The following is a 12234-nucleotide window of genomic DNA, read 5'->3' on the forward strand; positions in this document are numbered from 1 at the left end:
GGGATGCCCCCGCGGGCGCCCGCGCCAGCATAGCGGATTTTCCGCGCCCGATGCAAGGGGATACGCGGCGCAAAGAAGGCCGGGCCTCCGGCCACCCCGCGCGGACGCCCCGAAAACGCAAAAGGGCCGCCCCGGAGGGCGGCCCCGTATTTCGCAAAAAACCCGGAACTAGTGGGCGATGACGCGGAAGTCGTCGCGGCGGTTCTTGGCCCACACGGCCTCGCCGGTGCCCTGCACAGCGGGATTCTCCTTGCCGTAGCTGATCATCTCAAGCTGGCTCGGGTTGACGCCGTTCTGCACGAGGTACTCGTAGGCGGCACGGGCGCGGCGCTCGCCAAGGGCGAGGTTGTATTCCTGGGTGCCGCGATCGTCGCAGTTGCCTTCGATACGCACGCGGATGGTCGGGAACTGCTTCAGGATCTCGGCTTCCTTCTTCAGGACCGCGTCATACTGGTTTTCGATGTTGTACTTGTTGAAGGCGAAGTACACGCGCGAGTCGGAAATCTGCTGGACGGCGGCGCGCATTTCGGGGCTCATGCCGTCATCGTAGCCAGGCTCGGTGGTGGTTTTCTTCGCGCAGCCGAAGCCGGCGGCCAGGGCCATGACCAGGGTAAGAACGAGAGCGTAGCGTTTCATGTCGTGTGTCCTCCTGAACAGCTGCTCCAAACAAAAAAACCTTTCCTTTCGGCACAATGCGCCGCTCCCATGCGGCGCAGACAGATGGTATCCGGCCTTATAGTTTTGTCAAGGCGCGAGGCGGGGTTTCGTAAAAGTATTTTTACCCGCCCCGCGCGCGACCGGTCCCGCGCTACTTCTGCTGCACCGGCATGCCCCAGCGCGGGAAGAAGGCCTGGCCGTCGCCGGTGGGCACCTGCTTGGCGTCGCCGCCGTGGCGGGTGGTCAGATAGATATGCCTGCCCCCGCCGCGGGTGGAGCTGAAGGCGATGAAGTAGCTGTCCGCGCAGAACGAGGGCTGCTCGTCGCTGCCCGGGCCGAAGGTGATCTGCCGTTCCATGCCGGTGACAAGGTCCTGCACGAAGATGCGCTGGCCGTATTCCGTCATCCGGCTGTAGACCACCAGGGTGCCGTCCGGCGAAAGATTGGCCTCGGTATTGTAGGTGCCGTTCTTGCTCACGCGCGTGACGCTGCCGCTGCCCAGATCCTTGAGGAAGATCTGCGGGCCGCCAAGCCGCGACGAGGTGAACGCCATACGCGTGCCGGTCTTGTCAAAGGTGGGCGACACGTTGATGGAATTGTGCTCCTCAAGGATGCGCTCCTTCTGGAAGACATGGTTGAGGAGATAGATGACCGGATACTTGCCCCGGGAAAGCGCCACGGCCACCTTGTTGTCCGGCATGAAGGCGGGTCCGATGACCACGTTGCCGGGGAAGCGGATGCGCTGCACCTTGCCCGTGCTGCGGTCCCACACGCCGAGCGCGTGCGACTTGGGATCGATATGGCTGAAGACCACAAAGCGCCCGTCGGGCGACCACGCGGGCGAAAGCGCCTCGCCGGGCATATTGGTGATGCGCCGCAGGTCGCGGCCGGTGGGCTTGACCAGCCAGACATTGGCGTTCATCTTGCCGCTTTTCTTCACAAAAGCCAGGGTGGAGCGGAAAAAGTCGCCGTTGCCGGTGAGGGCTTCCAGCAGGTCCGCGCAGAAGCGGTCGGCCACTTCGGGCAGGTCCTTGCTGTTGACCTTGGTGTACTCCTTGCCGAAGAGGCGCCCGCCGGTATTGGTTTCAAAAGCGCGGATCTGGACGGGCCTGGTGCCGCTGTCGCCGCTGGGCCAGTAGGTCGTGACCACGATATCCGACCCGGCAAGCTGGAACCGCTTGAAATCGAGCGACGGAGGCTCCCAGCCCTTGAGCACGATGCCGCCCAGCACCGCCCTCGGCTCGGTCAGCCGGACGAAGGGCAGAAAGCTCAGGTTCTGCTCCACCAGTTTCTGGAGTTCGGACCCCATGCCCGTGGCCTGACGCTCCGGACCCGTGAGCGGGGCGGCCAGGGCCAGATTGACGAGGTTCTGGCCCGGATTCATGATGTCCACGCGCATGGCGGCCCTGGCCTCGCCGGGGCGCAGACCCGGCAGAAACGCGGCCAGCAGGGCAAACGCCGTGAACGCCGTCACAGCCAGAAGAAGAGAAAGTTTTTTCATGGCACGCTCTTCCGTTGCAACTTCCGGCGGGGGATGCCGCGCGTTCCCGCGCGGCGCCCGTCACTGCCGGGTAAGGGTAAAGGTGAGATCCAGCGTGTCGCCCAGCCCGGCGGGCGGCGGCGGCACCGAGCCAGCACGGCGTATGCCCTGGAGCACATACTTGTCAAGAAGGGCATCGCCGCTGCCCTTGAGCAGCGTGGCGTCAAGGATCTTTCCCGCCGCGTCGTACCGCACCTGCGCCGTGGCGTGGTAGGTCCCGGGCCTGGTTTTGGCGGGGATGTACATGGCGTTGCGCAGCTTCCAGACGACCTTGCCGATGTATTTCTGGAAGCGGGCGTCATACTTGTCCTGCGCCTTGAAGCCCGCGCCGGACGCCGCCGCCCGGGGGGCGGGTTCCGGCGCCCTGGCGGCGCCTCCGGTGGCGGTCTCCGCGGCAAGCGCCGCGGCGCGCGTCTGGGCATCGGGGGCGGGCGCCTGCGCCGCAGCGGGGGCGGCCGCCGCGGGCGTGGCGGGGACCTGCGCCGTCTGGCGCGCCGCGCTCTTGCCCCTGGGCTGCCCGGTCCAGAAGGAGAAATAGACCTCCAGCGGCATGCCGTAGGGCGGCGTGCCGAAGGGCGCGGCCTCGCGCACGGCGGCGCAGGCGGAGGAATCCAGGGCGGGCAGCCCGGAGGGCCTGACGGCCTTGCACTCCGAAACGCGGCCTTCGCCGTCCAGGGAGATCCTGAGCCGCACCTGGCGTTCATCGCGGGTGGTGGGCGGCGTCCAGACCGTGAGTACCTTCTCCATCACATGGCCGGAATAGCCTTCGTTCTGGCTGGCCGCGGCCATGCTCGCGGCCCGCGCCCGACCGGCCGGGACCGCGACCAGCGCCGCGCACAGGCAGAGGGCGGCGGTGCCCAGCGCCCGGCACCTGCTGCGGGACTGTTCCTGAGAGGGGTGACTGGCTCGAAATCCTGCGGGCATGATTCTCCTCCCTCGTGGCTAAAGCATTTTGCCGATGAAGATCTCTGCACGACAGATATCCCCATCAGGTTTCGCTGGCTGTATTTCCCCGCAGAGCGGGACAAGCGGCGGAAAAGCGTGGTTTTCCGCCGTATCGCGGCGCGGGCGGCCACGCCGCCGCAAGCCCCCTGCGGGTCCTGGAATTTCCGCGTTTGCGGGCAGTCACTCGCACTGCGCGCGAAGCTGCGGCTCCGCCGGCCTCACGGGCAAAAGCCCCTACCGGCGCCCCATGAGTTCGTCAAAGGTGAAGACCAGGTCAAGGTCCATATATTCCGGCGACGGCGGCGGGGGGAACTCCCCGGCCTGGCCCGTGCGGATGATGGCGTTGACCGCCGAGGCATCGTACTGGGCGTTGCCCGAACTCTGGCTGATGACCGCCTGGAGCACCTGGCCCTGCATGTCCACCTTCACCCGGACCGCGCAGGCCAGATTGAGCCGCCCGGCGGAGGCAAAGCCCCAGTTGGGCCGCACGGCGAGCATGACCTGGCCCATATAGACATCGCCGAGTCCGCCGCCACCGGGACCGTCCCCCTCGCCCCCGCCGCCGCCGCGATTGCCGCCGGCGCGGCGCTGCGCCTGGGCAAGCGCCTGCTCGATGGCGTTGCCCCTGTCGCCCGACTGGGCACGCGAGCTTGCCTTGCGCGCCTGCTGGAGCGCCGCGGCCACGGGGTCGGTTTTTTTGGGCGCGGGCTTTTCCTGCTTTTTGGGCGCTTCCTGCTTTTTGGGTTCTTCCTTTTTCGGCTCCGGCCTGGGCTTTGCCTCTTCCTTTTTGGGTTCGGGCTTTTTCTGCTCCTCGCGGGGTTTGGGCTTGTCCTCCGGCTTGGGTTCCGTCTTGGGTTCCGTCTTGCGCGGGATGGGCACGGCGTCGGGTTTTTTCGGCGCGGGCGCGGTCTCCCTGGGGGGCGCGGGCACAGGTTCCGGCGGTTTCGCCTCCTCGCGCGCGGGCGCGGCGATCTCGCTTTGCGGCGCCGGCGGCGTGGGGGCAAGCGGCCCGTCGCCCGGCTCGCCCATATGCCCGAGGATGGGCGACGGCGTGCGATTGCCACCGGGGGCGCCCTCCACGAGGCTGATCATGACCGGCCGCTGGTCAAGCCTGAGCGGCGGATGCGCGGGCCAGAACCAGATGAGAAGAAAGAGCGCCGCGTGCAGGCAGAGCGAAATGATATACGAGGCGAGCCGCATGCGAGCCTACTTCTTTGCCGCTCCGGAAGAACGGGGGGCCGCGCCGGAACGCCGGGCCGGGGCCGCGGGGGCGGGCTTGCCGGCGGACGCGCCTTCGGGCTGGTCGGCCATGACGCCGAGGTTTTCGATGCCGGCGGCCTTGATCTCGCCCATGACCTCCACCACCAGGCCATAGGGCACTTCCCTGTCGGCCTGGAGGAAGAGGGTCCGGTTCTTGTCCTTGACCAGCCGTTCAAGATAGCCGCCCAGTTCGGCCATGTCCTCCACCGGATACTCGTCAAGGAAGATCTTGCCGTCCCGGCGGATGGTGAGGATCATGTGATCCACCTCGCTGGGCAGGGTCTCCACCTGCCGGGTCTGCGGCAGGTCGACCTCCAGCCCCTGGGTCATCATGGGCGTGGCGACCATGAAGATGATCAGCAGGACGAGCATCACGTCCACAAAGGGCGTGACGTTGATCTCCGAAACGAACTTGCCGCCGCCGAGGTTCGCGCCCATCTCACAGCTCCGTGGCGCCTGTGCGCTGCACCGGACGCTGGGCGTTGAGTTCGCGCTGGACGCGGTTCAGGAAGAACCCGGCAAAATTCACGAGCAGGGTATCCACCTGCGAGAGCTTGCCCATGAACAGGTTGAAGCCCACGGTGGCGGGCACGGCCACGGCCAGGCCGATGGCCGTTGCCACGAGCGCTTCGGAGATGCCCGGAGCCACGGTGGCGAGCGAGACGGACTTGAGCATGCCGATGGAGTGGAAGGAATTCATGATGCCCCAGACCGTGCCGAACAGGCCGATAAAGGGCGCGGTGTTGGCCGTCGTGGCGAGGAGGGAGAGCGAACGCTGCAACCGCGCCATCTCGCTGGCAGCCCCCTGCCGCAGGGCGCGGCGCACGTTGTCCACCACCACCTCGCTGGCATTGCCGAGTTCACGGGAACGGTTGAATTCCTGCACGCCCTGATGGGCGATGTAATAGAGCGGCGAACTGGGGTCCGCCCCCAGAGACTGCACGGCATCCCGCAGGTTGGCGGCCTTGTCGAAACGCTCGATGCCCAGGATCGCCTTTCTGTTGGCGGCATTGAGGGCCACGAACTTCTGGATCATCAGGCCCCAGCTGCCCACGGACATGGCAACGAGCAGCAGCAGCACGGCCTTGGCTACCAGGCTCGCCTGGGCGACCATCGAAAAAAAGCTGAATTCCATTGACGACTCCGCTGTGAAGATCGAGCCGCGCCGGACATGCCGCGCCGGCCCTCCGTGCGGAGGATGAACCGGATGCCGCACTTTTTCAAGAAATTTTTTAGATTGGCGCGCGAAACGCGGCATTCTCCCGCCCGGGCCGCAAAGCGGGGCGCCCCGCCCGCGCCATTCATGAATGCGGTGGCAGAAAAAAAGGAGGCGCGGCGTTTTTTAACCCGTCCTTAACCTGCCTTCCTGTAGGTTCTCCACAACCAGTGCGGCCCGGCCGCAGGGGGAGGGGCAACCAGCCGCCGGCGGAGACCGGCGCACATTCCAGGGAGGAAGCATGTATATCAACAACAACGGCATGGCCGGCAACGTGGCAAACACCCTGACCTCGCACTACAACAATCTGTCCACGTCCACACAGCGCCTTTCCTCCGGCCTGCGGGTCAACTCCGCCGCCGATGACGCGGCCGGTCTCGCCATCCGCGAACTCATGCGCTCCGACATCGCGGCGCTGCAGCAGGGGCAGCGCAACGCCAATGACGCCATTTCCCTCATCCAGACGGCGGACGGCGCCCTGGGCGTCATCGACGAAAAGCTCGTCCGCATGAAGGAGCTGGCCGAGCAGGCGGCCACCGGCACCTACGACTCCACCCAGCGTTTGATGATCGAGTCCGAATACCAGGCCATGGCCTCGGAGATCACCCGCATCGCCAATGCCACGGACTTCAACAACATCAAGCTGCTGGACGGCAGCCTGTCGTCCAGTGTCCATGACGGCAGCGGCATGGACTCCACCGGCAAGCTCAAGGTCCATTTCGGTTCGGCCAACGACTCGGCGGAAGACTACTACTACATCCAGATCGGCACGAGCACCGCGTCCGCCCTGGGCGTCGGCAACCAGGCGGATGCCTCCGCCAAGGCCTACACGGTCTCCACGCAGGCGGCCGCGCAGCAGGCCCTTGAGGGCATCAACGACGCCATCGTGTCCAAGGACAAGATCCGCGCTCATCTTGGCGCGCTTCAGAACCGGCTGGAAAACACCATCACCAATCTGACCACGCAGGCGGAAAACCTCCAGTCCGCGGAGTCGCGGATCTCCGATGTCGATGTGGCTACGGAAATGACCAATTTCGTCCGCAACCAGATCCTGACGCAGTCCGCCGTTGCCATGCTTTCGCAGGCCAACAGCATGCCGCAGATGGCCCTCCAGCTCATCCAGTGATACGAATGGCCCTTGCCCCGGGCGCCCACGGCCGGGCCGGGGCGCCCCGCGCGGAGGGGGACGCGGACGCTCCCCCGCCCTGTATCACGATGCAAAAAACCCTCGGGGAAACCATGCACGCCCACACAGACAACTGCTTTCCGGGTGACGGATCACGGGCTGAGATCCTTGACGCCACGCCTGTGCTCGAAATATTGCTCATTGAGGACGACCCCGACCTGTCGGCCCTCATCATGGAATATCTGGACATGGAATCCATGCGCTGCGACAACGCCATGACGGGAGCGGCGGGCCTGGACCTGGCGCTCAACGGCGGCGGCATAGGCTATGACTGCATCATCCTCGACCTGAACCTGCCGTTGCTGGACGGCCTTTCCGTATGCCATGAGCTGCGCCACAGGGGCATCATGACGCCCGTCATCATGCTCACGGCGCGCGACAGGCTTGAGGACAAGCTTCAGGGCTTTTCCCACGGCGCCGACGATTACCTCTGCAAGCCGTTTGAAATGCAGGAGCTTATCGCGCGGATCAATGTGCTGGCAAACCGGAAGTACAAAAATTCCCTTCTCCAGTGCGACAGCCTCATCATGGACGTGGCCGGCAGGTCCGCGACGCGCGGCGGCAAGCGGCTCTCCCTGAGCGCCATTGAATGGAAGCTGCTGCACCTCCTGCTCGCCTCGTCGCCGCGGCCCGTGAGCAAGCAGAAACTGCTGTTCGAGATCTGGGGAGAATCCCCGCCGGACTCCGACAGCCTGAAGGTCCACATCCACAATCTTCGCAAGGCCGTCGATCTCCCCGGAGAAACGCCATTGCTGCAGACCGTTCCTGGTCATGGGTATGTCCTGTGCGCGAAACGCTGAAACCCCGCGCCAGGATCAGCCTGACGCTGTTCATCTCGCTTGCCTGCATCGGCATCGCCCTCCTGCCCGTCCTCATCTACAGCGCCCTGAGCATGGTGTTTTTCAGGACCGGCATCGACAGTCTCCATGAGGCGCAACTGACCAGCGCCATCGGGGAATACGCCCGGCAGACGGCGGGCGCCACCGCCGGCGCCCCGGTGCCGACCGGGGGCATCAACCGGCTCCATGTGACCGCGCGGCGCCAGGAACTGCCCCCCGGCGTGCGCGAGGCGCTCCCGCCGGCGCTGCATGATGAGACGCGCATGTCCGTCATCGCCGACGGCGCCGGAGAAAACGAAAGCATCTATGTGGTGCTCACCATGCCGCTGCGCGGCACGCGCTATTACGCCTACCAGCGGGTCTCGCGGCAGGAGGGGGAAACGTTCATCCGTCCGCAGATCCTTTCCACGATATATCTCCTGCTCGGCACAGGCGGCGTGATCCTTGTCGTGCTCCTCGTCTTCCTTCTGTATGTCATCCGCAGGATCAAGCAGCCCACAAAGGCCCTGAGCCAGTGGACGGCAGCGCTGGATGCGGAAAACATCGACGCGCCCCTCCCGGATTTTGTGTACCCCGAGGTCTACGCCATCGCCGGCGTGATACAGGAAAGCCTGAAACGGCAGTACAGGATCGCGAAACGCGAAGAACTGATATGGCGGTATTGCAGCCATGAATTGCGGACGCCCATCAGCGTCATGCGCGTTGGCCTTGACCTCCTGAAAAAGACACTGGGACGCCAGGAAAGGAACACCGAGCAGGAAATACGAATACTTTCCCGACTTCAGCGATCGACGTACTCCATGTCGCATCTTGTGGGAACGCTGCTCTGGCTCGGGCGGAACGACATCCACCCCCTGCCCAACGAACATATCGAACTCTCGCTTTTCCTCCACAGCGTCATCAATGATGTCCGCAGGCTCTTTCCGCATGACTGCCAGAAGCTTCGCATCAGGGTGGAGCGCCATGTTTCCCTCATTCCCGGACCGGCCCTGCGTATCGTGCTGGAAAACATCATCCGCAACGCCTTCCAGCATGCGCTGGGCAATGCCATCTGCATCCTGCAGCGCGGCACGCGCATAACGGTGACGAACACCATGGGCAGGGGCGGCGCACTGCGCGGGGACACGGGATTCGGCCTTGGCCTTGAACTGACGGAACGCCTCACGGCGAAACTGGGCTGGAGGTTCGGCATCACCCACGCCCGGGGCTATACGAGGGCGACGCTGGTCCTGCCGTCGTAGCGCGGTTTGGCAGGGATATCTTCCATCAAAAGATGTCCAGGGTTTCGCCCGGCTTCCGGGGGCGGGCGACGGAAGCTGTTCTTGCCAAGGGGTGACGTCGTGTATATGCTGGCCGCCATGCACAAGGTCACCGTTTTCCGGGCGCCGCTCGCGGCCTGCGCCGGGTGCCGGTCCATGGCGCGCCTCATGGGCGTCGTCTGTCTTCTTGCCGCGCTGCTGCTGCCGCCGGAGGGTTTCGCCGCCGCGCGCGGCAGCGCCCCTGCCCCCATCTTTACCGGGGGCCGCACCCTGAAGTCGGGGGGCGACGCCGCTCCCGCGGGCGCGCTGGACATGGCCGCCGCCGTGGCCCGCGCGCTGGAGCGCAACCCCTCGCTCGGCGCCCAGGAAGCGCAGAGCCGCGCCTCGGAAGAAGGCCGCAAGTCCGCGCGGGGCGCGTTCGGTCCCAAGCTCGGCATGAGCTATTCCGCCGTAAAGCAGGAACGAAAGTCCTCCCCGCGCAGCGTGCGGCCGCCGGAACTGGGGACCTATTCCTGGGGGGTGGAGATCTCGCAGCCGGTCTTCCAGGGCTTCCGGCTGCTCAACAGCTACCAGAAAGCCGCGCTTCAGGCCGAAAGCGACAAGGCGGCCCTGCGTCGGGCCGAGCTTGCCATGACCGAGCAGGTGCAGACCGAGTTCCTCGCCTATCTGCGCGCCGAGGAAAATGTCCGCAGTGAGCGCGATTCCCTGGCGCGCCTGCGCGACCAGCTGCGCATCACCAAGGCCTTTTATGAAGTGGGCCTGCGCCCGCGCCTGGATGTGCTCCAGGCGGAAGTGAACGTGAGCGAGGCCGAGAACATCCTCATCCAGGCCGAGAACACGCGCGACACGGCCCAGGCGCGGCTCAACACTCTGCTCGGCTTCACGGCCACGGCGCCCGCGCGCTATGTGGGGCGCCTCGGCCATGTGCCGTTCCGCCGCTCGCTGGAGCAATGCCTGGAGGCCGCCTACCGGCAGCGCCCCGACCTCCTCATGGCGGCCAGGGCCGTGGAGATGGCCGCCAGGGACCGCCGCATGGTCCAGAGCGACTATTACCCCCAGATCGAGGCCTACTATAATATCAACCAGACCGGGAACACCCCGGATCTCCAGATGCGCGGCGACGAAGGCTCCCGCTCCGCCACCTGGGAGGTCGGCGCGCGCGCCGTGTGGAACGTCTTTCAGTGGGGCGTCACCTATTATGCCGACCAGCAGGCGGGCTGGGTCGTGACGCGGCTGCGTCACGAGGAGGAGGACCTCAAGCTCACTGTGGGCTACGACATCAAGTCCAAGCTCCTGGCCGTGCATGAGGCCGAGAAGCGCATCGCCGTGGCGGAAAAGGGCGTGGCCCAGGCGCGGGAAGCCTACGACGCGGCGCTTGCCCGCTATCAGGAACAGGTGGGGACCAACTTCGACGTGCTCGACGCCTCGGCCAATCTCACCCGCGCCCAGGCTTCGCTCACCGGAGCCAGGGCGGACTATCTCACGGCGCTCGCCCAGATCTATGTTGCCATGGGCGAATACCATCCCGACCTCGGGCGCCGCTAGCCCCAACGCCCACGACGCCGGCGCCGCCGGCGGACAGACAAAGGAAAGCCATGAGCGAACCCCGCCTCACCATCACCCCCCTCGGGGGACTCGGCGAAATCGGTCTCAACTGCCAGCTCTGGGAAAGCGGCGACGGCGTGGTCATGGTGGACTGCGGCCTCATGTTTCCGGACGACGCCCATCTGGGCGTGGATGTCCTCATCCCGCATTTCGGCGCGGTGCGCGAAGTGCGCGACAGGCTCCTCGGCATCGTGCTCACCCACGGCCATGAGGACCACATCGGCGCGCTGCCCTGGATCGTGCCGGAACTCAAAAACGCCCGCATCTTCGGCTCGCGCTTCACCCTTGCCCTGGTGGAGCACAAGCTGCGCGAGCACGAGCTGCTCAACCGCGTGGAACTCTGCCCTGTGGATGCGGAGACCGTCCAGCCCCTGGGCGACCTGGTCTTTCACTTCATCCCGGTCTGCCACTCCATCCCGCACGGCTTCGGCCTGGGGGTGGAAACGCCTGTGGGCCGCGTGGTCCACAGCGGCGATTTCAAGATCGACCCCATGCCGCTGGCGGGTTCGGGCACGGAGCTGGCCGCCTTTCGCGAATTTGCCGGGCCTGATGGCGCGCGGCTTCTGCTCTCCGACTCCACCAACGTGCTGCGCGAAGGCCGCTCCCTCACCGAGCGGGAGGTCAAGGCCTCGCTGGAGCGCGTCTTTGCCGCCGCCCGGGGCCGCATCGTGGTCACGCTCTTTTCCAGCCACATCCAGCGCATCCAGGAAGTCTGCGACCTTGCCCGCCACTATGGCCGCACGGTCATCATCAGCGGCAAATCGCTTGCCAACAACATCGACATCGCCGCGCAGCTGGGCTTTCTCACGCTGCCGCCCGAATTTTTCAACGCGCACAACGGCGTGCCGGACCTGCCGGACGACAAGGTGGTGCTCGTGGTCACGGGCGCCCAGGGGGAACCGCTTTCGGCGCTTTCGCGCATGGTCTGGGGCGGCCACCGCCAGCTCGCCATCCGCGAGGGCGATACGGTGGTCATGAGTTCCCGCGTCATTCCCGGCAACGCCCGGCCCATTTCGCGCCTGATCAATGAAATGTACCGCCTCGGCGCGGAAGTGCTCTACGAAAGCTCGCACGCGGTCCACGCCTCGGGGCACGCCCACCGCGAGGAACTGCGCGACCTGCTCCTGGCCGTGCGGCCCGAACTCTTCGTGCCCGTGCATGGCGAATACCAGCATCTTGTCATGCACGGCCGCCTAGCGGAAAGCTGCGGCGTGCGCCGGGAAAACGTCATCCTCCTGCGCGACGGCCAGCCGCTGACCATCCTGCCGCACGAGTTTTGCCTGGAAACGCCGGTGGCCGTGGAGTGCACCCTTGTGGACGGCAAGGGCGTGGGCGATGTGGGCGCTTCGGTGCTGCGCGAGCGGCGCATCCTGGGCGATGAAGGCGTGGTCATCGTCGCCCTGGTGCTCGATGCGGAGACGGGGAGCGTCCTCCACGGGCCGGAAATGATCTCGCGCGGCTTCGTGTTCGAACAGCAACTGAGCCATGTGCTCGAAGACGCCAAGTGTCTGGTGCTGGACGAACTGGAAACATCCCCCCACAGCACCAGCCGCCTGCGCGAGAACATCCGCACCTCCCTGCGGCGCTTTTTCCGGCGCGTGCTGGAGCGCGACCCGGTGGTGGTGCCGGTCATCAGCGAAGTCTGAGGACGCGCGCCACCGGCGGACGGGCGCCCTCGGGGAACCTCCCCCGCCCGGCAACCATTTCCCGGCATGGATCTTGCTTCC

Annotated in this window: 11 protein-coding genes; 5 read left to right on the forward strand and 6 right to left on the reverse strand. The window is 65.9% G+C overall.

The annotated features are described in order from the left end of the window. Positions 1 to 168 precede the first annotated feature (168 nt). The 6 genes from pal to QZ294_RS03660 all read right to left on the reverse strand — a co-directional run bounded on the left by pal (position 169) and on the right by QZ294_RS03660 (position 5537). Positions 169 to 636 carry a peptidoglycan-associated lipoprotein Pal gene (gene pal, locus QZ294_RS03635; protein ID WP_297046945.1) on the reverse strand — a complete coding sequence of 156 codons (468 nt, stop codon included), beginning with the start codon at positions 634 to 636 and terminating at the stop codon, positions 169 to 171. A 172-nt stretch (positions 637 to 808) separates the two neighbouring features. After that, positions 809 to 2158, reverse strand: a complete 1350-nt coding sequence (locus QZ294_RS03640) for a translocation protein TolB (RefSeq protein ID WP_297046948.1) — start codon at positions 2156 to 2158, stop codon at positions 809 to 811. Between the two features lie 60 nt (positions 2159 to 2218). Next, positions 2219 to 3121: a TonB family protein gene (locus QZ294_RS03645; protein WP_297046952.1), complete on the reverse strand. Its 903-nt coding sequence runs from the start codon at positions 3119 to 3121 to the stop codon at positions 2219 to 2221. Between the two features lie 255 nt (positions 3122 to 3376). Then, on the reverse strand, positions 3377 to 4342 hold the full coding sequence (locus QZ294_RS03650; RefSeq protein WP_297046955.1) for a cell envelope integrity protein TolA: 966 nt from the start codon (positions 4340 to 4342) through the stop codon (positions 3377 to 3379). A 6-nt stretch (positions 4343 to 4348) separates the two neighbouring features. Then, entirely contained in the window at positions 4349 to 4840 is a 492-nt protein-coding gene (locus tag QZ294_RS03655; RefSeq protein ID WP_297046958.1) for an ExbD/TolR family protein, read from the reverse strand. Between the two features lies 1 nt (position 4841). Beyond that, complete coding sequence (locus QZ294_RS03660) at positions 4842 to 5537, reverse strand: MotA/TolQ/ExbB proton channel family protein (RefSeq protein WP_297046961.1); 696 nt, start codon at positions 5535 to 5537, stop codon at positions 4842 to 4844. A 322-nt stretch (positions 5538 to 5859) separates the two neighbouring features. Between QZ294_RS03660 and QZ294_RS03665 the strand changes: the two genes are divergently transcribed. From QZ294_RS03665 to QZ294_RS03685, 5 genes are all read left to right on the forward strand, one after another. After that, the gene (locus QZ294_RS03665; protein WP_297046964.1) at positions 5860 to 6744 is read left to right on the forward strand and encodes a flagellin; all 885 of its coding nucleotides are present in this window, start codon (positions 5860 to 5862) and stop codon (positions 6742 to 6744) included. Positions 6745 to 6857: 113 nt separating this feature from the next. Next, complete coding sequence (locus QZ294_RS03670) at positions 6858 to 7604, forward strand: response regulator transcription factor (protein WP_297046969.1); 747 nt, start codon at positions 6858 to 6860, stop codon at positions 7602 to 7604. Continuing rightward, complete coding sequence (locus QZ294_RS03675) at positions 7589 to 8884, forward strand: HAMP domain-containing sensor histidine kinase (RefSeq protein WP_297046971.1); 1296 nt, start codon at positions 7589 to 7591, stop codon at positions 8882 to 8884. Before QZ294_RS03670 ends, QZ294_RS03675 begins: the two co-directional genes overlap by 16 nt. Before the next feature lie 105 nt (positions 8885 to 8989). Next, a complete protein-coding gene (locus QZ294_RS03680) occupies positions 8990 to 10447 on the forward strand; it encodes a TolC family protein (RefSeq protein WP_297047069.1) in 1458 nt (485 codons plus the stop codon). A gap of 50 nt (positions 10448 to 10497) precedes the next feature. After that, on the forward strand, positions 10498 to 12153 hold the full coding sequence (locus QZ294_RS03685) for a ribonuclease J (protein ID WP_297046974.1): 1656 nt from the start codon (positions 10498 to 10500) through the stop codon (positions 12151 to 12153). Positions 12154 to 12234 lie beyond the last annotated feature (81 nt).

The organism is uncultured Desulfovibrio sp., from assembly GCF_910584445.1.
Taxonomy (GTDB): Bacteria; Desulfobacterota; Desulfovibrionia; order Desulfovibrionales; family Desulfovibrionaceae; genus Desulfovibrio.